The sequence below is a fragment of the Flavobacterium panacis genome, assembly GCF_024649945.1.
Lineage (GTDB): Bacteria > Bacteroidota > Bacteroidia > Flavobacteriales > Flavobacteriaceae > Flavobacterium > Flavobacterium panacis.
In genome coordinates, this window is record NZ_JANKMS010000001.1 from 648,619 (window position 1) to 672,426 (window position 23,808).

Below are 23,808 nucleotides of genomic sequence, written 5' to 3' on the forward strand. Positions count from 1 at the left end.
GTGTTTTTAGAATTTAAGATTAACATTAAGACTGAAATTTCTGGTTGTTGGCAAAGACAAACTCTCTAAACCTTGTGCGTTTCCAGTATTGAAAGCCGTTTCAGGATCAATATTTGGTGCATCTTTGTAGATAAAGAACAGGTTACGACCAACTGCAGTAATGCTTGCTCCTTCTAATCCCAGCTTTTTAACAAATGACTTATTGAAATTGTAAGCCAGTTTTATTTCTCTCATTTTTACAAAAGTTGAACTATAGATATAAGCTTCGCTAATGTTGTATGATGCTTTGTAATATTCCTGAGCACTGATTACGGTCTTGTTTGGAGTTCCATCATCGTATACTCCTTTAAACACCATACCATCATCATAGACTGTCGCTCCTGTTGGTGTAGTTCCGTTTACCAACGTTTTGGTTGTACCATCAATATAGTAACCTAAACCTCCATTCTCAGCACCACGTCCCGGAAGTGTAGAAGCTAAAACTCCAGTGTATGTCCCAGTTCTGTTAGTTCCTGAGAAAATTTCTCCACCTACACTTGCATCAACAAGAAATGATAATTCAAGATTTTTGTAAGTCAATGTATTGGTTACACCAGCTAGATAATCTGGAGTGTAATGCCCTAAAACTCTTTTTGTCGGATCTGCTTTTGGTAATCCGTTTGCTCCTACTACAATATTTCCGCTTGCATCACGTAAATAAGCTGTTCCGTAAAGTGCTCCGTAAGCTTGTCCTACAGATGCTAATACTTCAACACCTCCTGAAGAACCAATGGTATAGTTTTGAATTTGTTTCGCATAATCCAAAATTTCTACTTTACTTCTGTTTCTAGAATAATTTGCTCCAATGTTCCATTTGAAGTTTTCAGTTTGAATTGGACTTCCGTCTAATTGAATCTCAATACCACTGTTGTTAATTTTACCAGCATTTATCAACTGTGAATTATAACCACTTGCAGCTGTTGTTTTGATCTCCAAAATTTGATCGAAACTGTTTGTGTTGTAATACGCAACATCAAAATGCAATCTGTTTTTCCAGAAAGTAGCTTCTAAACCAACCTCTGTTGAACGAGTTGTTTCTGGTTTCAGATTCTCATTTAATTTCTTTTGTGAAGAAGTCTGAATTGGATTTCCATCAAATGCAGTCTGGAAATTATAAATTGTTGATAATTGATATGGATCTGCATCATTACCTACTTCAGACCAACCACCACGTAATTTTAAGAAATCAAGTGTGTTGCTTTTGATATTCAATGCTTCCGTTAAAATCAAACTTCCGTTAACCGAAGGATAGAAATAAGAACGGTTATTGCTTGGTAATGTTGATGACCAGTCATTACGTGCAGTCAGGTTCAAATAAGCATAATTTTTATAGCCTAATTGAGCTGAAGCATATGCACTATATACTCTTAATCTCGATAAATAATTCGATGATGTTAATGGATCTCTTGAATTAGTTAAAGTATATAAATCTGGTACAGCCAAACGAGGCGCTTTTTGGTAATTGTTGGCGTCGCTATGATTACGAATATTGAATCCAGCAAGAGCATCTAAACTAAAATCATCGTTTAATTTTTTAGTATAAGTGAAAATACCTTCTGTATTTTGTTCATTTACCGTGTAAGCATCTTCAGCATATGATCCGAAAGGTGTTCCGTTTGTACCATATTTGATGGTGTACTTTCTTCTATCATTGTAATAATCAACTCCTGTACGGAATTTAAAGTTAAGCCCTTCAGCCAATTTAGCATCCAAATGAACATCACCAATAAAACGGTTACGTTGCTGACTTGTGGTATTGTAATAGGCATTCCAATATGGATTACTGTAGTAGCTGTTGTTCCAGTTTACGTCCCTGTTTCTTTCCAATTCATTGATATCAACCTGACGTCCGAACCAAAGAAACTGAAGCATTACACCTGCAGCACGGTTACCAGACGGTCCACCTGGTAAAGCTGGAGCATTCGTCGTAATATAGTTACCTGTAACTCCTACTCTTATGCTTTTTGAAATTTGATAGTTGGTATTAATTGTAAAGTTGGTTTTATTTACTTCACTATTGGGTACTGTTCCTAATTGCTTTTGATTGTTTATTCCTAAACGGAAATCTGATTTTTCATCTGATCTAGCAACAGAAATACTGTTATCATAAGTCACACCAGTATTAAAGAAATCTTTCACATTGTTTGGATGCGCAACAAAAGGTACTGCCTGGCCATTTGAGAAAAATTGCGGAATAAGACGTCCATCCAATCTTGGTCCCCAGCTTTCATCTACACCATCATTAATACCGCCTCCTTTTCCATCAACAAAGCTAAATCTTCCGTTTGAACCTTGTCCATAAGAGTTTTGAAAACTTGGTAATGTAGCCACCTGAGAAATTGTAATACCTGAATTTACTGTAATTCCTAATCCTTTTTGGCTTTTCCCAGATTTAGTCGTAATCAAAACAACACCATGTGCTGCACGTGAACCGTAAAGAGCGGCCGCGTTTGGCCCTTTCAATACTGTCAAAGTCTCGATATCATTTGGATTCAAATCGGCAATTGCATTTTTAAAATCACGAGTTGCGCCACCAAAGCTTCCTAACTGTGAGTTATCTACAGGAACTCCATCAACCACAAATAATGGCTGGTTGTTTCCTGCAATCGAAGTTTCTCCACGAATGATGATACGAGAAGATCCCATATCTCCTTGGGAGTTTGTAATACGAACACCTGCTAATTTTCCGCTAAGACTGTTTAAAAAGTTGGTTTCTTTTGTCTCGGCAATATCTTTGTTTTTAAGTGCTTGAGTTGTATATCCTAAAGACTTCTTTTCTTTTGAAATACCAAGCGCTGTAACTACAACTTCTGACAATTGATTTTGCTCTTCTGTAAGTTCAATAACCACTGCATTTTTATCGACTACAACTTCTGCTTTTTTATAACCTAAATAACTTACGATTACGGTATAAGGAAATTTTTGTCCAGTCTGGAAGAAAAACTTACCATCAAAATCGGTCTGAACACCGTGCGTAGTCCCTTTAATTACTACCGAAGCACCAATAACAGGATCTTTTGTAACCGCATCGATAATTGTTCCTTCAAGTTTAGACTGGATCAATGGTTTAGTTTCCTGCGCTGTAGCACCTATAGAAACCAATAAAATGCATAAACCAATATATCTGTTTAATATTTTTTTCATTATTTCATTTTAGTTTAATAAATAAGGATTAAATCAAAAGGAGATAATCTCCAGCTGTTTTCCTTTTTGAGATGTATAAATTCTTTAAGCTTGACCATTTCTGAAGCAAATTAGAAATGGTATAGTTTCTATCTGCAACGCATTCGTTTTTTCATTTTTCTTCTTTTTTATTTGATTAGTATTATTTCGATTGGCCTATAAAAGATCTGCCCTATTACTAAGGTTTCTCTCTAATAAATATTTGGTGTAAATTGGGAATTGAAGACTTTTAACAGAAGCTGCACATGAGATGCAAACAGCTAAATGATTTCTGTTTGTTTGAAACTGGGATGTTTTTACTTGTCTTCATTATTGGAAATTTTAAACTCTACTAATTTGATAGAACAAAAGTATATTAAAATTTTAAATATGAAAGTATTACAGCCATTTTTTTGCAAAAAAAATGTTAACGAAAACGATAACTTATTTTTAAATAATTAAAAATCAAATATTTATAAATTCAAATAAATTTTATCCTTAATAAGAATTTTACTAATCCAAAGTAATTTGCAGGTAGAAAAAGCAATTTAAAGGACGATTTTAAAAGAAATAGTACACTTTAAATTTTTAGAAGAATTTCGAATATTGACAAAAAAAAATGCCAAACCTTTCGGCTTGGCATTTTTCCTCTTTTTGACTGTTTTTAATTGTTACAGAAAAAAATATAGTAGAAACGACAAATACGGCCCCTTTCAGAATACCGTATTTATCAAACTAATTCAAATTAAAAAAAACTACAAACTTGCTTTTACTTCACCGCAAGTCAGCATATTTTTTGGATAATAAGGATTTTTAATTTCTTTACTATCACTTGTCCACACAGCGCCTGTCATTGGGCAAACCTGAAGGTATAATGTCTCATCTGCTGCTTTAAATTTTGCAGCCTGATCCCAATATTTTACAGAAAGTGTTTCAAAAATTTTACGTTGTTTATTGATGTTTTTAACCGCTGTAAGCTGTGTTGCCAATTCAATAAGTTCTCTTCTTGATGTTGTGGCTGCATTCATATTTTCAAGACTTAATTTTTTAAACTTGAAGTTTTTTAATGAATTTTTCAAAGCCTCTGCATTTTTAACCACCGCAAGACTGTCTGAAGTTAAAAAGCTGTTTTTCAAAGCCAGGTAATTTTTTGTAATTTCTTTCTTTTCAGCTTCGCGTTTTGCTACTAATTCTGGAACAACTTCTTCTTTTGATGTTAACTGTGCTTGTGCTAAACCGCTTAAGAAAACGAATGCTATAACTAATACTTTTTTCATGATGTAGGTTTATCTAATTTGTTTATAATTTTATCAATGTCAAGTAAAATACTTTCGAAATGATCTTTGTTGATTCCGGTTGCTGTACCCATCAGCTTTGTGATGTCTGATTTTAATTTTAAAAGATGTTGTCTTCCATACAATCTGATATCACTTCTTTGTGCTGTGTTTAACGCTTTTCCTGGTTCTACTTCTTTTGGCAATAAAAGCATTCCCATTTTTTCGATGTAACCACGTTGCAAACTTCTTCTGTAATAATCTTGTTGTTCGTCTCCGCTGAATTTCACCCAAACCGTCTGTTGTAAATCGTTTAAGAATTCAGGAACTGTATAAGCTCCTTCAAATTGCATCGATTTCAAACTGATGTTGTAAAGCATTCCAGGGCTTAAAAGCATGTTTAAAACCTGATTCTGCTGATCTGAAATTTGTTCTTCTCTTTTCATCGGAATCAGCTGATCGATTTCAGCTGGATACATCCAAAGTGGCGCAACAAATAATTGTCTTCCTAAATAATCAATTGCTGCTTTTACTTTTGCTTTTGGAACTGGTTTGTAAACAATACCTTTTTCATCAACCGTTCTTTTTGTCACATAATTGTTTCCAATATTTTTAAGCACATGATACAAATACGTACTGTATTGTCTTACCACTGCTTTGTGCATATCTTCCAAATTATCGTATTTATCATTTGGCTGGTATGTCCATTGAATTAGATTAGGAACAACACGTTTCAGGTTTTTGATTCCGTAATCACTTGCTAAAACTGAATCGTCTCCAAGATCTTCCGTCTGACTTCTCGGATCTTCTTCTTTTCCTTCTCCTCCAAACCATAATTTTGGATTCGCAGCTAAACTATCAGTCGTTAATTTTGCTAATAATTTTTCTTCATCAAATTCATCTTTAGCATTTGGATAATATCCATACCCCCATTGAATTGCCCATTTATCGTACATTCCGATTCTTGGATAAATTCCTTTCGGACTAATATTGTCTTCTGGTTGCGCTACATAATTAAAACGAGCATAATCCATAATCGAAACGGTGTGACCATTTGCTTCTACCCATTTCTTGTCACGAAGTTTTTCTACCGGAGTAGCACTACTCGCCCCCATATTATGACGTAAACCAATCGTATGTCCAATTTCGTGAGAAGAAACAAAACGAATCAATTGTCCCATTAATTCATCATCCAAATGCATTTTTCGAGCTCTTGCGTCTAGTGGTCCTGCTTGAATCATGTACCATCTTTGTACTAATTTCATCACATTGTGGTACCAGCCTACGTGACTTTCGATAATTTCTCCACTTCTTGGATCACTCACTCTTGGTCCGTAAGCGTTTGGAGTTTCTGAAGCATAATATCTAACTACAGAATATCTTGCATCTTCAAGACTCATCGTTTTATCATCTTCTGGCCATTCTTTACCTACAATTGCATTTTTAAATCCAGCGGCTTCAAAAGCTTTCTGCCAGTCGTTGATACCTGCAATTAAATAAGGTCTCCATTTTTTTGGCGTTGCAGGATCGATATAATACACAATTTGTTTTTTCGGCTCAACCAATTCGCCTCGCAAATACTTTTTAACGTCTTTATCTTTAGGTTCTAAGCGATAACGCTGTACAATATATTTGGTTTGAGCACGCTGTTCATCATCATCAAACAAAACATATTTATTAGCAAAATAACCTACTCTTTCATCAAAGAAACGTTTACGCATTGGCGTTTTTGGAAGCAATACAATTGAAGTGTTTAATCTTAACGTAATACTTCCGCTGCTTTCTGTAGAACTCGTGTACGTTTTTGTCGTTTTTACTTCAATATTGATTGGATAGGTATCTACACTTTCAATAAAAGATTTATCATCTGCAATAGAAGTTAACTTTTTCTCTGTCTTTTCTTTTCCTTGAATAGAAAACATTGCATTTTCTTTTTTGAAAAGATCCGTTACGTCCACTACGACATCTTTAGTATCAGGATTAGTAGTTTTTATGAGAAGTGCCGCTACAATCGGATTTTCGTTACTTCCTGCTAATGCTTTCGCTAACATTGAATCGGCAGAACGAACATCTTGTCTGTATTGTAATGATCTTAAAAAGACCATGTTATTGGCTCCTTTTTCAAAATAAATAGTCTGTTCGTTGGCTTTTTCTCCACCAAAACTTTTAAAACCTTCTGGTGTTGAAAGATATCTTGTTACCACCAACATATAGCGATTAAACAAGCTATCTGGAATTTGAAAATAATATTTCGTATCCACCTGACTAATCGTAAAAAGACCTGATTTGTTTTTGGCCTTATCTGTAATGACTTTGTTGTAAGCCAGCATGCCTCCTTTTGGTGTTGCGGCAGTACTGTCAGCTTTTTTTTCTGGAGTTTGAGCAAAACCATGCTGTCCGGCAGACAGCATGATTAGTAAAATAATTAACTTTTTCATCTAAATTAAAATGGGACTTTTTCGTCTGTGTTTAATGTCAATTTCGGGTTCTTTTGTAAAACCGATAAAGGAAATGGTATAATGTACAATCTAGAATTAGGCTGTAACGTATATGTTTTTTGAGGAACAGTTTTGTTTACTAATGGAAATACTCTCGTAATTGTTTTAGCATATTCTGTTTCCGTGTTTAATCTCTTCAAATCGAAGAAACGGTTAAATCCTAAAAGCAATTCTTTTCTTCTTTCGTTAATAACCAAATCCATTGTTTCTTTTCTTGTCGCTGGAACAGTTAAATCAACCGTACCAGAAAGAATGCGTTTTGCTCTTAAAGTATTTAAAACCGAAACTGCTTCAGTAAACTTGTTATCTCTCGCATAACATTCGGCTAGAATTAAATATACTTCAGTGGTTTTCATACCAACAGTTGGATAGAAAAATCTGGTGTACTGAGTTGCCCAATAAGCTGTACCTGAACCTTGATCTAAATTGGTTGTACTTGTAGAATTGAAAAACAAATTAAAACGTCCATCATTTGTACCAAATAAAGTTCTTAATTCTGGACTGATGATGTAACTCTGCGCAAAGTTCATTTCATTGTAACCTGTCATGTACATGTAGCTCAATACTTCTACGTTACTTGCCGCTGGAACAGCAACCGAAGTTGGTCCGCCTTGCTTGTTATATGCTACTAAATCAAATATTTGATTGTTATAACTAAGTGATTTTTCTGCTGCTGCTTGCGCTTTAGCAATTTCACGTCTAAATAAATGCACTTTAGCTTTAAACGCATACGCAAATGCTAATGACGGATGATAAACATCTAGTGGTTTTTCTTTTAAATGCGGTAACGCGTCTTCGATATCTTTCTGAATAAAATCGTAAACCTGAGCAACAGTAGATTTTGAAGGTTGTGCTTCTAAATCAAATTTATCCATGATACAGATTCCGCCATCTGTAGATGCAGTCTGCGGATCATATCCTTTTGCATACGTATTTACTAATAAAAAGTGATCATAAGCTCTGAAAATTTTAGCTTCGGCTTTTGCCAATTGTTTGATACTTTCATCTCCTTTACTATTATCCACTAATGAAATAATAGTATTCCATCTGTTGATATAACTATAAGCTTGGTTGTAAAAACTTGAACCTGTCAATAATGAAACTCTGTCTACACTTTCATCAAAAGTAAAATTAAGAATATCAATATTTGGAGTTCTTCCAATTACATTTGCTTCTCTCATCCATTGATCGTCTGACAAATATTGAAAGTTATTGATTGGATAACCTCTATTTGGCAATGATACTAATTCAAGAAATTGTTCAGGAGTTTCAATAACCAAAGCTCCTTTAGGCGTGATTTCTGTATAATCGTCACATGATGAAATAGTTAACATCATCAAAGACAGAACTGTTATATATATCTGTTTCATTTTTTTAAAGTGTAAGATTAAAGCCAAATAAATATGTTTTTGGCGATGGTAAATTACGAGTACCTGAATTTAGTGTATAAACTTCAGGATCAATACGATTTCCAGCAGCACTCCAATACCAAATATTACTCATTTGGAAAGTAAATTTTGCAGAAGTTAATTTCATTTTATTTGCAAAAGCTTTTGGCAGATTATAACCTAAAGAAACATTTCTTAATTTAATATAATCTCCATCTACCACATTTGCACTTGAATTTCTCCATTGACTGCTGATCGTTCCAGCATAGTTTCGAACGCTTTCGTCTAAATCTACATACAAACGAGTATTTTCATTTCTGTTTGTATCTGTGTATCGATCTGTAATACCAGAAAGATTTACAGCATCAGAACTCATGTCAATGGTTTCTTTACGCATTACATTTCCTCCAGAGAAAACAAATAAGAAATTCAAATCGAATTGTTTATATGAAAAACGTTGTGATAATGAACCTGTGTAAGTAGGCATTAAACTTCCCATATTTACTAAAGCATCTGGATTTGTAATCGTCTTGATACTTGTTGAAATTGGATTTCCATTGTCATCAAAAGTAATAGACGGATTTCCGTTTTCATCCAAAACATATGGATATCCATTCACCATTCCGCCGTATTTGTAAGCATATAAACTATTAAATACTTGGTCTTCTTCAAAATAAGTACTTGGAGAAGAAACATATTCAGATGCTCTGGCTTGAGCTCTTGTCACTTTCCCAACTGTTGTTTTGTTGAAGGCTAAAACCACATTAGAATTGATGCGGAAACTTCCGTTATTATACCATTCAGATCCAACAGTAAATTCAACACCTCTATTCAATAAAGCTCCAGCATTAATTCTTCTTGACAATGCACCAACAGTAGGATCAAGATCTGTAGTAGCCAATAAATCACTGCTGTATTTACGGTACACATCAATACTACCGTTTAATTTAGCTCTAAACAAACTATAATCTAAACCAATATTAGTACTTGACGTTTTTTCCCATCTCAACATTGGATTTGGTTGCGCTGTAATATTAGTATATTGCAACGACTGATATAAGTTATCATTTCTTCTAGTCGCAATGATAAAAGGCGTTGTACTTTGATCTACGTTTCCGTTAATCCCGTAAGTCGATCTTAATTTCAACATGCTTACCCATTTAATCTCTTTCATGAAATCTTCATTGCTCACGTTCCATCCTAAACCTACAGACCATAATGGACGGTTTTTGTATTTCGGATCAACTCCAAACAAATCGGCTTTATCTACACGGTAACTTCCTGTGACATTATATTTGGATAAATAAGTATAACTCGCTGTACTAAAAATAGAAAAATAACGGTGTAAGATTTCCTGCTGTGTTCTTCCTAAAGCAGCTAAAGTTCTGTTGCTTCCAAAAATATAACTGGCAACTCCCGTTTGACTAAGAGCAAGATTGTTTAATACCGCAGAAGAAAGCGTAACAGGATCGTAACCATAACGTAATTGTTCTATACTTCTAGGAATAAAAGTTTCACGCATTTCGGTACCAACCAAAGCATTTACAGAGTGTTTTCCTTCTGCAAATTCCTGATTAAAATCTAACTGATTTCTAAAAGAGTAATTACTCGCCTGAGAACTTGATTGTTTGTATCGTCCTCCAGTTGAAAAAGCATCCACATAAGTGTAAACATTTGTAGTCGGATTGTATCCCGTTAATGCATTGATAGCAGAACGCATTTTGTATGAATTAACGTCAAAGTATTGCTCTCTGTCATTTTTTCTAACCTCGTACTGAAACTGTGAATTAAAACTTAAACCTTTATATAATTTTGCTTTAATGTTAGCAAAAGTTCTTAAACTCAATGAATTTTGTTCTTCAATTCCTTCTCTAAGCGCATCCAAAACATTAAAATTCGTTGATTTAAAACCACTTAAACCTGCCAATTTTTCAACCATAGCTGGATTAAGAGCACCACCCGAAGTAAAACCATCTCTGATAGACGCAAATGACGATTGTACTAAATTACCATTATCGTCTGTAATGCGCTCGTATCGTTTTTGAATATCGTAATTACCCAATTCAAATTCTGTAACATCATCATTACTATACGTTCCGTTTACTCCAAATGTAGCATTTAACCAATTGTTTACTTGAAAACTGCTTTTTGCATAGAGATTAAAGTTACTTCCCTGATTGTATTTTATACGATTTTTAGCTTGATCGTAATTAATAGAAACATAAGTATTTTGCTTTGTTGTACTACCTGAAAAAGCAACATTATAACGTTGTCTAAATTCATTCTGCCAAACATTATCGCGGTAATCTTTATTATAATCGTTCTTTCTCCACTGAGCAAGAGTCGTGTTGTAAGTAGCATTATCAATTTTTCCCTCTTCCAGATTTCTATTTAACTGATAAAGTGGACTGTAATATTTTGGATTGCTATTTCCAATATCTCCATAACTGCTAAACATAGTCGCAGTATCTGCAAATCTGGCTCTTTCTCTATTGTAAACCGCTTGTTCAAAATCGATTAACTCGCTTGTTGAAGCATAGTTCATGTCTCTCAAATTTGGTTTTTCTGAGATAAAGAAATCTGAGTTGATCGTCACTTTTAATTTACCATTTCCTTTTTTGGTAGTTAGGACGATAATACCATTTGCCGCTCTAGAACCATAGATAGAGGCTGCTGCTGCATCTTTCAAAACGTCTACACTTTCAATATCATACGGATTTATTTCATCCAAAGTCAACTCCGTTGGCAAACCATCAATTACTACAAGTGGGCTATATCCAACTTGATCAGAAGAAAAAGTACCAATACCTCTTAAGATCGGTTGATCTGAACCAAGTCCACTAGGATTTTTTTGAAACATCAAACCTGCAACACGTCCTTCAATGGCAGCTGTCAAATTAGGATTGATATTTTCATTTAACGTTTTTTCGTCAATTTTAGCAATGGCTCCAGTAAAATTACTTCTTGCGATTGTTTGAAACCCCGTTACCACAACTTCTTTCATCGCAGCTACTTTATCTTCTACCACAAGTGTAAGATCTGTACGTCCTGCAATACCAAAGGATTTTGTTTCAATAGTTAATCCCGAACATTCAAGAACAGCGGTTGGAGAAATTTTAGTAAACGAAAAACTTCCGTCAAAATCGGTTATACTCGTTCTGTTCGTTCCTGAAATGGTCACAGTAACACCTGGAAAAGACTCATTTTTGTTATTTAGTACTTTTCCTTGTATATCGATTAGTTCGTTTCCCAAGCTTTCCTTTTTATCTTTTGAAGCTGAAGCCGAAGCCGCTACTACAATAGTTTGGTTGGTAAGCGTATACTTTAAATTTTGATTACTGAAAATTCGATTTAGCGTTTCTTTTAAAGAAGCATTCTTAACGTTAACAGTAACAGGTTTAGAATCTTTAAGCAGTTTTTGATTATAAAAAACTTCATGATTAGCCTGCTTTGCCACTTCTTTTAAAACAGTTTCAAGTGACGCATCTTTAAAGTTGATCGTAATCGTTTGTGCCTGAGTCGAAAAACTGCAAAACAGCATAAACAGTACGCTTAAAAGACTTAAACAAGTAGAAAAATTAGATTTGGGAATCTTTTTTCCAAGATTTTTGTAAGGTTTTTTTGGTTGTAAATTTAATTTCATACATTTACATTGGTTATAGTTAAACAATAGGTGGACAACTTATACTAGCTATAAACTTTGATAACAACCAGGAGCATCGCAACTGCTTCTGGTTTTTTAGTTTATAGGCCAGTATATTCGGTTAAACTTAAAATTCTAGGGATATACGATAACTGTTTTTCCTTCAACCTTAAATTTTATATTACTAAGCTCAAGTACTTTTAATACTTCAGATAAATTTTTATTTCTAAACGTTCCTCCGTTAAATCTCACATCTGAAACATCACCACGATATTCAACTGTAATTCCGTACCAACGTTCCAATTGTTTCATTACCGTTTTCAAATCAGCATTATCAAATTTGAAACGTCCGTTTTTCCAGGCAACTGCTTCTTCTGTATCTACTTCTCTCACTTTAATTCTGGAAGCATTATCAGATATGTCAGATTGCTGTCCCGGTTTTAAAATTGTTTTCTGATTTTTGAAGGCAACCGCAACACTTCCTTCCAATAAAGTTGTTTTTACAACAGCTTCATTGTTATAAGCATGCACGTTAAAATGAGTTCCTAAAACTTCTATAGACTGATTGTCGGATTTTACGATAAAAGGTTTGTTTTTATTTTTAGCCACTTCAAAATAAGCTTCCCCTTCAAGTTCTACTACTCTTTTATCTCCGTTAAATTGTGTTGGATATTTAATAGACGAAACTGCATTTAAGTACACTTTGGTTCCGTCTGCCAGAATAATATTGTATTGTCCTCCCGTTGGTGTCGAAAGTGTGTTGAACGAATTATCACCTTTAGAACCTTCCGCATTTGGATTTATTACATAGGTAATCTCTCCATTAGCATTCATCTTGATGGTTACTTCGTTTTCTTCTCCTTCTTTTGCAATAGTATCTTTTGAAGAAATATCAGAAAGAACAATTTGTTTTCCGTTAGAAAGGGTCAATACTCCTCTATTTCCTCCAGGTGCAATTTCTTGTGGTTTTGTCACAACCTGAACCGACTGTTGCTTTGATTGTGTGAAATAGAATAATCCTGTACCTAGCACTACTGCAATAGAGGCAGCAACTGCAATACGAGGCCAAAGACTAATCACTTTTGTTTCTTGTTGTAATGGCAATTTCGATTTTACAAATTCGTAACTATCCTCCAACTCGTATTCATTGAGTTGCAAATTGCTGTTAGAAGCTTTATGTAAATACCAAGCATCTAGTTTATCTTTATCTTCGGCAGATAAAGTTCCTTCCTGATACTTTTGCAGTAATACTGAGATTTCAGTTTTATTCATAATTACGACACGAAATTTGGTCTTGTTTATAATTAAGACAGTTATAATGAGGTTTTGTCATAGGCAATGACAAAAAAAAATTAAAAAATTATTACTATATCTTTAATAAACCTAACAATATGTTAGCTTACTATTTAGTAATGAATAAGTTATAGTAAAAAATATTTTTAAAAAGAATTAACAAAAAACAGAGAAATAATTCACCAAACAAAAACATTCATTAAAGATTTTAGCTTTTCTCGAAGAATTTTAAGCGAATTATACACTTGTTGCTTCGCTGTTTTATCTGTAATATTTAATTGAATTGCTATTTCATCATACGAAAGCTCTTCGACCTTTCTTAAAAGAAAAACTTCTCGCATTTTTTCTGGAAGCAAAGCAATTTCCTGAGCAATTATCGCTTCTAATTCTTTTTCTCTTAAATTAGAATCGGCAAAAACATAATCATTTTCAATAAAACCTGAAATAGAATCAGCATAATTGGAAACCACTTTTTCGTGGGCGATATGATTAAGCACTCTGTTTTTTACAGCTTTGTATAAATAAGAAGAAAGTGATCCTGTGATATTCAATTCATAACGTTTGTTCCAGATCGACAAAAACACTTCTTGAACCACATCATTTGCTTCATCTTGATTTTCAAGAATTTTATAAGCGTGATTAATTAAAAGTTTAGAATATCGTTCAAAAATTTCCGTATACGCCAACTGATTATCTTCTTTGAGAAGATTTAATAAGAAATCATCAGTATATTCGTTGTAAACAGACATTAAATTGAAGGGTTGCTAATCAAAAAGGCAATATTAAACATTTTTTATGTTAAAAGCTAAAAGATGATGCAGTTCAAAATTCAGTTTAAAACAAATCTAAATGACAAATTGAACAGATTGTAAGGAATCAATCGTTTGCGAAGAAGTTCTTATAACTCAAAAATTCTACTACAATAATTTCTAAAATAATTAATTAATTTTGCAGCATCAAAGAATAGTTTCCTGTTCTTATAAAATACAACAATAGAATATGTGGACTATTTGTAACGAATGTCAGGGACGCGGTAAAAAAAGCCGAAGACTGAGCAAAAAAGTACGCCTTGATTTTGAGACTGCAATGAATCAGTTTGAAAAATCAAACAAAGAAGGAACAGCACCGGTTCGTCCCAAAGCACCTTTGTATACTTGTACCAATTGCAACGGATCTGGTTTAGTAATTTCTGAGAATTTCCCAAAAGCAGATTCCGAAAACTATCCTCATGTAGCTATTATTGGCGCTGGTATAGGCGGAGTTGCTCTTGCTGTAGCTTGTTTACACCGCGGCATTCCTTTTTCTCTTTACGAACGGGACATCAATTTTGACGCACGCTCCCAGGGCTACGGACTCACTTTACAACAAGCCAGTAAAGCGATTGAAGGATTCGGAATCACCTCTTTAGAAGAAGGGGTTGTCTCTACCAAACATATTGTTCATACTCCAGAAGGAAAAATAGTTGGCGAATGGGGCGTTAGAAAATGGCTCGAAAAAGAGGTACCAACATCACCAAAGCGCACCAATGTACATATCGCAAGACAACTACTACGTTTAGCATTACTAAAGCAACTTAACGGAAATGATTCGATCAATTGGGGACATCAATTATTGAATTTCAAACAAAAAAAGGATAAAACTCTTGAATTAACTTTTGAAGTTAATGGCGAAACAAGGAAAACAAAAGCAGATATTTTAGTTGGAGCAGATGGTATTCGCAGTTCGGTTCGCAAACTATTAATTAGCGAAGAGAAAACACCATTACGTTATTTAGGATGTATTGTAATATTGGGAATCTGCCCTTTATCTGCATTAGAAAATTGCAACAGTTCATTATTAGATTCCGCGACAGTTTTTCAGACCGCAAACGGGAATGAAAGAATTTATATGATGCCTTACACTTCAGATTCTATTATGTGGCAACTTAGTTTTCCTATGCCCGAAGAAGAAGCAAAAGCATTAAGTGCTCTAGGAACAAAAGCGCTCAAAGAAGAAGCCTGCCGAAGAACACAATGGCACGACCCAATACCTCAGATCTTATTGGCGACTCAGGAAGCTCAAATTTCAGGATATCCTGTTTATGATCGTGAACTGCTTACAGCAGATTTACTTGAAAATGCTGGAGCTGTTACCATTATAGGAGATGCGGCACACCCTATGAGTCCGTTTAAAGGACAGGGCGCAAATCAGGCGTTATTAGATGCACTTTCATTGGCTCGCGAAATTGCAAAAGGATGTAAATCTCCAACTCATTGGAAAGAAAATGGCGTAAGAGAAAGCGCCCTTTCTAAATTTGAATCAGAAATGATAGAAAGAAGTACTTCTAAAGTAAAAGATTCAGCAGCAGCAGCTGAATTTCTACATTCTGATATTGCACTTTATGAAGGCAATGAACCTAGAGGAAGATGTTTACTAAGAAAAGAGGATTTTTAATTATGAATTGTCAATTATCAACACCTTTTATGTAGAATAAAAAAACTCCAAAATCAAATAATGATTTTGGAGTTTTTTTTTTATTTTGATTCAATCTTACATTTCGTTTAAGTCGTTGAACTCGTGTAAAGATTTTAATGTGTTTTCGTAAAATAAGATTGCTGCGATAAGATTTCCTTTATCAGAGTAAGGCATCATTTTTCTTTGAAATTCTACTGTAGTATCTAAGAAAGTTGTAGTACCAACTGCTTGGTTATCTAAAATCTTTTTGTGGTCTCCATCGTCTGGAATACCTAAGTCAGCCATAGTAACACCTGGTTTAGTAACCAAAGCGATATAAGGAAGAGTTTTTACTAATACTTTAATACGTTCAATGTACAATTCTAAAAGTTCTCCTTTTTGCATACCAGCTAATTCTTTTTGATCGTGGTATTTACGGATTAACGCTGTTGTACTGATAATACTTCTTGGCGCATTTTTCGCTTGAGCTGAAACAGCCTCACTTGCCAATAAGAAAAGGAAACATAGTAAAATTATCTTTTTCATGTTATGAATTTGGATTTGGGTGTTGTTTGACGACAAAAATATGTATTTTAACTTAATTTACAAGTTTATTGATTTCTTTTTTTTTGATTTTTTTAACAATTCAAAATAATAGCAGAATTTACAGCTATTATTCTTTTTTATTAAGAGTTTTCTATTACAAAACAAAAACCTCAACAGGATTTTCTTACCCCTTAAAAACCAAAAATTCTACTATTTGATTATTCTAAAACGCCCCGGATATTTGATCCAAATACTTTTTTTGTTGCCATAATAATCCATAAACTCTTCGCAAACAAAAACGGCATGGGCCTTTGACCAAGCCACAACGCCACAAAATTCGCTTCCCGATTCACGTTTTAATTTCTGAACCTGTTTCCCAATAGAAAAACCTAAGTATTTGTAAATTGTAGGAGTATAAACAGTACCATCTTCCAAATCTTCTAATGCTTTATCAAAAGTAGATTCTCTATCAATAATCTGTTTGTATTTTGCCATTACCGCATAAGCAAGAACAGCATAATTCGTAATTTTTTCGGTGTCGCAATTGTCTTTGATATAGACAAAACCTGCAGAAATTCGGGCTCTGTCCAATTCTTCATTATTAAGATCAAATGAAGCGTTATTTTTTAATGTTATTTTGAATCCCTTTTCGTTTACCGTATCAGTAACAAAAAGATTATCTAATCCGTAAACATTTAAAGAAGCTTTTATAAAAGCAATTGATGAACAATTGGTACGTTCTCCCTGCTTGAAACTTTCAAATATTTTATCTGAGCTTAATTGAGAATAAGAGCTAGAACAAACAAATATTAAAAGCAAAAATAGCGAAGTAACAGATTTCATTGATTTGGGTTTTAATTCTTTCTCAAGTATTTTTTTGAGAATTCAACTTTACAAATCTATAAAAATCAAGTCAAAATTTTTTTACTTATTTACTTTTTACTTTTAAAGGTTCTTTCTTATTTCCGTTTTTAATAGACATCCAAGATCTGATTAAGCTTCTAGCTACTAAAAATGAAACAGTTAAACTTGAATATTTATCTTTCTAAGTGCTGTAAAATCCACATTAAGGTAATAAAACTAAACTTAAATCATTGACTAAAAAACTTACTAAAAAACAAATCACTTTCGATTTTCCATCATTAAACATATTGCTTAAAGAAATCTGCTTTGGTGTAACGCCAAAATATTTTCTAAATGATACTATAAAATGCGAAACACTTTTATATCCTAAAGTCAATGAAACATCATTTACCGTATTCTCTTCCAAAAGCATTTTGCGTGCCTGCTCCATTCTCAGTTGCGTCATATAAGCATGAATTGTGCAGTTGTAAATCTCTTTAAAACCGTTTTTGAGTTTAAATTCATTTAAAAGCACCACTCTTGAAACCTGTTTTATGGTTGGGTTTTCAGAATAGTATTTTTCTAAATAAATCTTAGCTTGTTCCAGTTTCTTTAATTCATCTGCTTTTTTGTGATCAGGAAGTACTTTTTCCGACTGAAAAATATGTGACATTAGAAACAATTCTTTGAGTTTTGAAAGCAAATAATAGTGTCCTAAAGAACCTTCGTGAGCATTTTCTGCAATCTCATTTAGTATTTCAATAATTCCCAAATTCATTGGAATTTTGACCTTTCCGAAATTAACATATCGGTTATTTTTTACTTCATTATAGAACAAATCTTTTTCGACCCAAAATTCATTTTCCAAAAGTCCTAGAAAGAACTTTTTCGACAAAAATATTCTCGTATAATTCAGTTTTTCATTTATTGCAGACATCTCCATTTCGATATCATGATCGGGCAAATAAGCAAACTGAAGAGAACCTGGCATAATACTTCTAAAGACCTCCTCTCCTTTTTGTGAAACTTTAAAACTTCCACTAGCCAATAATGAAATATGAATATAATCTTCTTTGATAATAATCTGATCTGTGCATTTATGTGCTACATCATAATTACATCTCAATATGCAGAATCCATCTGTATAATAAACAAAATATTTTCCATCAAGCAACTTATAATCAACTACTTCATGTTTTTTATCTGTTACAACTGGAGTTTTTGTAAAATGATCCAAAAGATCAATATTTACAACCGTTTTATTTGCCTCTTTAAGTTTTGCGCTTATAAACATAATACCAATTCCATTATTTTTAATCCAAATTTCATTATTCCTTTTTAGGGTTCCTGAGATATTTTTGCGCAAGTTATTTATAATTATTCTAATTAAAAACAATGTGTTTTAATTAAATTTTTCCTACTCGCGCATGAATCAAAATTATCTCTTATCTGTTTTCTTCTTTTTATTTTCTGTTACTGTTATTTCTCAGGAAAAAAATGCAACTCTTTATGGCAAAGTACATTCACATGGAAAACCACTCACTGAAGCCACAATTTATTTAGATAAAACTTCTGTAACTTCAGAAACCAACCATAAAGGATCGTTTGTTTTAAAAGCTCTTCCTGGAAAATATACTGTCATCTGTAGTGCATTTGGATTTCAAACCAAAAAAATCGAAATCACACTTCTGCCAAATAGTTCAAAGGAATTAAATATCTCATTAAACCCAGATCATCCAATTGGTCTTAATGAAGTTTCCATCAAAGGAAAATCAGCCATTAAACAAGTAAAAGAATCTCCTTTTAACATTGTTGCTTTAGATGCAAAATCACAGTACAATACTACGCTTGATTTAGCACATCTTCTCGATAAAGCTTCAGGAGTAAAAATTCGCGAAACGGGTGGCGTTGGTTCTGACATGTCTATTTCTTTAAATGGATTTACAGGAAGACATATTAAATTATTTATGGACGGAATTCCGATGCAAGGTTTTGGTTCGGCTTTTCAGCTTAATAATATTCCTGTTGGTATTGCAGACCGAATTGAAGTATACAAAGGAGTGGTTCCCGTAGAATTCGGCGCTGACGCACTGGGTGGAGCAATCAATATTGTTACCAACCAAAGTGCCAATACATATATGGATTTATCTTATTCTTATGGTTCTTTTAATACACACAAAACGAATATCAACTTTGGATTTACTGATAAATCTGGTTTTACAGTTCAGGTAAATGCTTTTCAAAATTATTCTGATAACAGTTATAAAGTTTTTGTTGAAGATATTTTAGATGTCAACAATGGCACTTACAGTATTCATAATAAATGGGCAAAACGTTTTCATGACACATATCATAATGAAACGGCGATTTTAAAAACGGGTTTTGTAAAAAAATGGTGGGCAGACCGCTTTTTAATTGGAGTTACATTTGGTCAGGAATATGCCGATATCCAAACTGCCAATATGATGAAAATCGTATATGGTAAAAAGTTTAGGACTTCAAATACTATAATGCCTTCTATTACTTATGAAAAGAATAATCTTTTTACCAAAGGTTTAAATTTCCGCCTGACTGCAAATTACAACAAAAATAAAAACCACAACAATGACACTATAAACAGACAATACAATTGGTTTGGCGATTATAGGGTTACAGGTTCAGCAGGCGAATCGGCCACTTCTACTCTAGCCGATTATTACAATGATAATTATTCAGCTACAGCTAATTTAAACTACCGAATTAACAATAAACATTCTATCTCTATTAATGATGTAATTACAGGCTACGAAAGAAAAAATGATATTACGGTATCTTCTGCAGAACTTGGCGTAACGTATGATAATATGAGACGCATTAGCCAGAAAAACGTATTGGGACTATCCTACAGATACCGTTTTAATGAAAAATGGAATTTCGATTTATTTGGAAAAAATTATCAGCAAAAAGTAATTGGTCCGATAAATGACGGAGATATCGCTCATCCTTCCTATTTAGAGTTAGAGAAAAACTATGCAACTTCTGGTTATGGTTTCGCAACAACTTATTTCCTAAAAGATATTCAGTTGAAAGCATCTGTTGAAAAAGCGTATCGTCTACCAACCGAAAATGAACTTTTTGGAGACGAAGTTCTCGAAACTGGAAATGCTGCTATAAAAGCCGAAAATTCGATGAATTATAATGTAGGCGCTACCCTTAACAAAGAACTTAATTCAAGTAATTCCATTTACGCAGACATTAATCTTTACTACCGCGACACTCAGGATTATATTCGTCGTATTATAGAGCAACGAAATGGTTCTGGTGGTTCAATCAATCATGGTACTGTTCATAATATGGGAATTGACGCAGAACTTCGTTACTACTATAAAAATAAATTCACAATAGGCGGAAATGTAACCTATCAGGATTTAAGAGATAAAGAACGCTATGTTGCTTCTACTTCAGGGCTCCGCGAAAGCCTTACTTATGATATAAGAATACCAAATGTTCCCTATTTTTTCGGAAATGCCGATGCTGCTTATTACATCCATGATTTGTGGAAAAAAGGAAATGTCCTTACTGCGGGCTATTCTTTAAATTTTGTTGGAGAGTTTTTCCTGAACTGGGAAAATCTAGGTTCATCCAATAATAAACTGGTTTTACCGCAACAGCTTTCGCATGATTTAAATGTAACATTTTCTGCTGCAAAAGGTAAATACAACATTGCTTTTGAAGCCCGAAATATTACCAACGAACTGCTTTACGACAATTATGCATTACAAAAAGCAGGAAGAAACTTCTCTGTAAAACTTCGCTATTTCTTTATGGAGAGAAGAAAATAAGAATCAATAAATAACCATTAATATAATTTAAAATGAAAAAAAGGACGTACACAGGTGTCTTGGCTTTAGCTTTAGCTCTATTTACAGCAATTGGCTGTAGTAATGATAACAATAACGGCAGCAAAGAAGAAACAAAAGGAAATTACTTTGTTGCAGCTACACAGGGAGATTTTACTTATTTGCTTGCTGTAGATGATTTAGAATCGGGAACAACATCAATTATTGGAAAAGCAGGAATTATTGAAGAACCGTATGCTTTTACCGCATTTGTAAGCAATGGTGAACGCTCTGTAACAGCTATGCAATACCGTCAGGGAGATCCTTCTATTGGAATGTCTTATAGTTTAAGTTCTGACGGAGTTTTACAAAAAACTGGGAACGAATTTCAATTAGAAAAAGGATACGGAACTTGGGGATCTTTCGGAACCAATATTGTAGCAGCGCGAAGCGGTCAGACTCTAACTGACGGAACTACAGGTGTTATTGCTTACTTGATTGATCAGACAAATGGAAATGCTGTTGCTACAAAATATCTTTCTACAACTGGTTGGAATGGTGCTTCTTATGATGGCGTAAAAGAAAGTGCTACAATAAGTGGTATTGTAGATCGAGGAAATGGCACTTTCTTAACTGCTGGAATTTTTTCTCACGGAGTTACATCTGGAACTGGCGGAAGCACAACAGCTGTAATTGGTAATCCTGATGAATGCTGGGTTTTCGAACTAGATCAGAATTTAAATGTGGTTCGTTCTTTCCAAGATGACAGGATTAGTTACTCTGCAGGTCGTTACCGTTCTGCTTATTATTCACAAATTGATAAAGACGATAGTAATAATGTATATGTATTTTCAGGAGCTTACGAAAACACTACAACTAAAAATGCTGGTGTAGTTCGTATTCCTGCCGGAGCTTCAGATTTTGATTCTTACTATTGGGATCTAGAGGCTGCTTCTGGAGGTTACCGTTTCCGTAAAGTATGGCATATTACAGGAGATTATTTCTTATTAGAATTCTATAATGAGAAATATGAAACAATTAGCGTTAGTTCTGCAGCAACTCAATATGCAGTGGTACAAATGGGAACAAAAAGCTTTAAATGGATTACCTCTGGTTTCCCTGCAAAAGAAAATATTGTAGGTACAGGATGGCCATTTGCTTACAACGGAAAAATGTATTTCCCTATTACAACAGATAGTGCAAAACCAACTGTATATGTAATCGATCCGGTTGCGGCTACAGCAAAAGCAGGATTAGTTATTGAAGCAGACGGAGTTTCAGCATTAGCTCGTTTAGCTTATTAATTATTTAGACCCAGCAAAAGCGGACGTACTCTCCCCTAAGTATTGTCTGCTTTTCAAAATTATATACGCTATGAAAAAGACATATTTATTATTCGCTGCTTTCTCTTCTATGATGTTAAGTGCGCAGCAAAAAAATACCTTACTTGAATCTTCTTTCTGGAAATCTAATCCAGATGTTGCAGCTGTTAAGACAGAAATTGCAAAAGGAAATAATCCGTCTGAATCTAATCAGAGAAATATGGATGTGGTAACAAGTGCCATTTTAAGTGGAGCTTCAGCAGATGTTGTAACCCTCCTTTTGGATCAACCAGGAAATAGTGTAAGTAAAATTACTCATGAAGGTCGAACTTATCTTCACTGGGCCGCAATGAAAGGAAATCCTGAAGTCGTAGAAGTGCTCTTGAAAAAAGGTTCTGATATTAATCTGGAAGAAGAACACGGACTTTCACCTGCTTATCTTGCAGCAGCAAACGGTGGTTGCTCTGTTGCTATGTTTGAAGTATTAACCAAAAACGGATTAGATCTAAAAAAGAAATACAAAGACGGAGCAAATCTTTTACTACTGGCAATTTCAAATGACAAAGATTTTTCAGTTACAGAATACTTGATTTCTAAAGGACTTTCGGTAAAAGATACTGATGATAAAGGGAATTCTTCGATCACCTATGCTGCCAGAGGTGGAAATGTTGAAGCGATTAAAAAACTGATGAAACAAGGTGTTAAATACAACGATGAAACTTTGATTTTTGCGGCTCAAGGCACACGTCGTGGTGCTAATACAATCGAAATCTACAAATATCTTGTAGATGAACTAAAAATTAAACCGACTGTTACCACAAAAGAAGGAGAAACAGTTCTTCAGATTATCACCAAAAAACAAAATCAGGCAGAGGTCGCTCAATATTTTATTGCCAAAGGACTGGACGTAAACAAAACGGACAAAGAAGGCAATAATTCTTTTATGAATGCAGCTTCGGGTAAAGACATTGCCTTGATTAATGTTCTTCTTCCAAAAGTAAAAAACATCAATGCCATTAATAATAAAGGTAAATCGGCTCTGACAATGGCTGTTGAAAAAAGCTCAGCTGAAGTAATTGCTCTTTTACTAAAAAACAAAGCAGATGCTGGAATAAAAGATATAGACGGAAACAGTCTCGCTTATTATCTTATTGATTCTTACAAAGCTCCAAGAGAAGGTTTTGGCGGAGGCCAGCAGAAAGATGATTTTGAAGATAAAATCAAATTACTGCAGGATAAAGGTGTCAGCTTTAATGCTTCACAAAAAGATGGAAACACAATTTATCACCTTGCTGTAGCAAAAAATGATCTGAATTTATTGAAAAAAATAAAAGATCTGAACGTAGATGTAAATCAAAAAAACAAAGATGGCTTAACAGCACTTCATAGGGCTGCGATGATTTCTAAAAATGATGAAGTTTTAAAATATTTAGTTTCTATCGGAGCGCAAAAAGAAATTGCTTCTGAGTTCAATGAAACTGCTTATTCTCTGGCAAAAGAAAATGACTTTTTGACCAAAAATAATGTTGATATTAATTTCTTAAAATAA

14 protein-coding genes are annotated in these 23,808 nt (G+C 33.9%); 4 read left to right on the plus strand and 10 right to left on the minus strand.

Annotated elements, in window-relative coordinates; all coding sequences use genetic code 11:
- Positions 1–6 precede the first annotated feature (6 nt).
- The 7 genes from NQQ59_RS02790 to NQQ59_RS02820 all read right to left on the minus strand — a co-directional run bounded on the left by NQQ59_RS02790 (position 7) and on the right by NQQ59_RS02820 (position 14,046).
- Positions 7–3,183 (minus strand): SusC/RagA family TonB-linked outer membrane protein, encoded by a 3,177-nt coding sequence (locus tag NQQ59_RS02790; protein WP_144213394.1) that lies wholly within the window; start codon positions 3,181–3,183, stop codon positions 7–9.
- Between the two features lie 773 nt (positions 3,184–3,956).
- Positions 3,957–4,478 carry a DUF3347 domain-containing protein gene (locus NQQ59_RS02795; RefSeq protein WP_144213396.1) on the minus strand — a complete coding sequence of 174 codons (522 nt, stop codon included), beginning with the start codon at positions 4,476–4,478 and terminating at the stop codon, positions 3,957–3,959.
- The gene (locus tag NQQ59_RS02800) at positions 4,475–6,913 is read right to left on the minus strand and encodes a zinc-dependent metalloprotease (RefSeq protein WP_144213398.1); all 2,439 of its coding nucleotides are present in this window, start codon (positions 6,911–6,913) and stop codon (positions 4,475–4,477) included. Before NQQ59_RS02800 ends, NQQ59_RS02795 begins: the two co-directional genes overlap by 4 nt.
- 5 nt (positions 6,914–6,918) lie before the next feature.
- A complete protein-coding gene (locus NQQ59_RS02805; RefSeq protein ID WP_144213400.1) occupies positions 6,919–8,343 on the minus strand; it encodes a RagB/SusD family nutrient uptake outer membrane protein in 1,425 nt (474 codons plus the stop codon).
- Positions 8,344–8,347: 4 nt separating this feature from the next.
- Positions 8,348–12,004 carry a SusC/RagA family TonB-linked outer membrane protein gene (locus NQQ59_RS02810; RefSeq protein ID WP_144213402.1) on the minus strand — a complete coding sequence of 1,219 codons (3,657 nt, stop codon included), beginning with the start codon at positions 12,002–12,004 and terminating at the stop codon, positions 8,348–8,350.
- Between the two features lie 135 nt (positions 12,005–12,139).
- A complete protein-coding gene (locus tag NQQ59_RS02815; RefSeq protein ID WP_144213404.1) occupies positions 12,140–13,276 on the minus strand; it encodes a FecR family protein in 1,137 nt (378 codons plus the stop codon).
- A gap of 200 nt (positions 13,277–13,476) precedes the next feature.
- Positions 13,477–14,046 (minus strand): RNA polymerase sigma factor, encoded by a 570-nt coding sequence (locus NQQ59_RS02820; protein WP_144213406.1) that lies wholly within the window; start codon positions 14,044–14,046, stop codon positions 13,477–13,479.
- 250 nt (positions 14,047–14,296) lie between these two features.
- Here NQQ59_RS02820 and NQQ59_RS02825 point away from each other — a divergent pair, with 250 nt between their 5' ends.
- The gene (locus NQQ59_RS02825) at positions 14,297–15,730 is read left to right on the plus strand and encodes an FAD-dependent oxidoreductase (RefSeq protein WP_144213408.1); all 1,434 of its coding nucleotides are present in this window, start codon (positions 14,297–14,299) and stop codon (positions 15,728–15,730) included.
- A 96-nt stretch (positions 15,731–15,826) separates the two neighbouring features.
- Here NQQ59_RS02825 and NQQ59_RS02830 read toward each other — a convergent pair whose 3' ends face one another.
- The 3 genes from NQQ59_RS02830 to NQQ59_RS02840 form a co-directional block, all read right to left on the minus strand.
- Complete coding sequence (locus NQQ59_RS02830) at positions 15,827–16,276, minus strand: hypothetical protein (RefSeq protein ID WP_144213410.1); 450 nt, start codon at positions 16,274–16,276, stop codon at positions 15,827–15,829.
- A gap of 210 nt (positions 16,277–16,486) precedes the next feature.
- Positions 16,487–17,119 (minus strand): hypothetical protein, encoded by a 633-nt coding sequence (locus NQQ59_RS02835; RefSeq protein ID WP_144213412.1) that lies wholly within the window; start codon positions 17,117–17,119, stop codon positions 16,487–16,489.
- Between the two features lie 223 nt (positions 17,120–17,342).
- Positions 17,343–18,485, minus strand: coding sequence for a helix-turn-helix transcriptional regulator (locus tag NQQ59_RS02840; protein ID WP_144213414.1), 1,143 nt, complete (start codon positions 18,483–18,485; stop codon positions 17,343–17,345).
- A 61-nt stretch (positions 18,486–18,546) separates the two neighbouring features.
- Here NQQ59_RS02840 and NQQ59_RS02845 point away from each other — a divergent pair, with 61 nt between their 5' ends.
- The 3 genes from NQQ59_RS02845 to NQQ59_RS02855 all read left to right on the plus strand — a co-directional run bounded on the left by NQQ59_RS02845 (position 18,547) and on the right by NQQ59_RS02855 (position 23,808).
- Positions 18,547–20,940, plus strand: coding sequence for a TonB-dependent receptor (locus tag NQQ59_RS02845; protein WP_144213416.1), 2,394 nt, complete (start codon positions 18,547–18,549; stop codon positions 20,938–20,940).
- 32 nt (positions 20,941–20,972) lie between these two features.
- The gene (locus NQQ59_RS02850; RefSeq protein ID WP_144213418.1) at positions 20,973–22,241 is read left to right on the plus strand and encodes a DUF4374 domain-containing protein; all 1,269 of its coding nucleotides are present in this window, start codon (positions 20,973–20,975) and stop codon (positions 22,239–22,241) included.
- Positions 22,242–22,311: 70 nt separating this feature from the next.
- The gene (locus tag NQQ59_RS02855) at positions 22,312–23,808 is read left to right on the plus strand and encodes an ankyrin repeat domain-containing protein (RefSeq protein WP_144213420.1); all 1,497 of its coding nucleotides are present in this window, start codon (positions 22,312–22,314) and stop codon (positions 23,806–23,808) included.

What these genes read in the sequence shown, in the direction of transcription:
- NQQ59_RS02790 (WP_144213394.1), bottom strand. Translation starts at nt 3,183, where the DNA reads ATGAAAAAAATATTAAACAGATATATTGGTTTATGCATTTTATTGGTT.
- NQQ59_RS02805 (WP_144213400.1), bottom strand. Translation starts at nt 8,343, where the DNA reads ATGAAACAGATATATATAACAGTTCTGTCTTTGATGATGTTAACTATT.
- NQQ59_RS02810 (WP_144213402.1), bottom strand. Translation starts at nt 12,004, where the DNA reads ATGAAATTAAATTTACAACCAAAAAAACCTTACAAAAATCTTGGAAAA.
- NQQ59_RS02795 (WP_144213396.1), bottom strand. Translation starts at nt 4,478, where the DNA reads ATGAAAAAAGTATTAGTTATAGCATTCGTTTTCTTAAGCGGTTTAGCA.
- NQQ59_RS02820 (WP_144213406.1), bottom strand. Translation starts at nt 14,046, where the DNA reads ATGTCTGTTTACAACGAATATACTGATGATTTCTTATTAAATCTTCTC.
- NQQ59_RS02850 (WP_144213418.1), top strand. Translation starts at nt 20,973, where the DNA reads ATGAAAAAAAGGACGTACACAGGTGTCTTGGCTTTAGCTTTAGCTCTA.
- NQQ59_RS02855 (WP_144213420.1), top strand. Translation starts at nt 22,312, where the DNA reads ATGAAAAAGACATATTTATTATTCGCTGCTTTCTCTTCTATGATGTTA.
- NQQ59_RS02835 (WP_144213412.1), bottom strand. Translation starts at nt 17,119, where the DNA reads ATGAAATCTGTTACTTCGCTATTTTTGCTTTTAATATTTGTTTGTTCT.
- NQQ59_RS02845 (WP_144213416.1), top strand. Translation starts at nt 18,547, where the DNA reads ATGAATCAAAATTATCTCTTATCTGTTTTCTTCTTTTTATTTTCTGTT.
- NQQ59_RS02800 (WP_144213398.1), bottom strand. Translation starts at nt 6,913, where the DNA reads ATGAAAAAGTTAATTATTTTACTAATCATGCTGTCTGCCGGACAGCAT.
- NQQ59_RS02825 (WP_144213408.1), top strand. Translation starts at nt 14,297, where the DNA reads ATGTGGACTATTTGTAACGAATGTCAGGGACGCGGTAAAAAAAGCCGA.
- NQQ59_RS02830 (WP_144213410.1), bottom strand. Translation starts at nt 16,276, where the DNA reads ATGAAAAAGATAATTTTACTATGTTTCCTTTTCTTATTGGCAAGTGAG.
- NQQ59_RS02815 (WP_144213404.1), bottom strand. Translation starts at nt 13,276, where the DNA reads ATGAATAAAACTGAAATCTCAGTATTACTGCAAAAGTATCAGGAAGGA.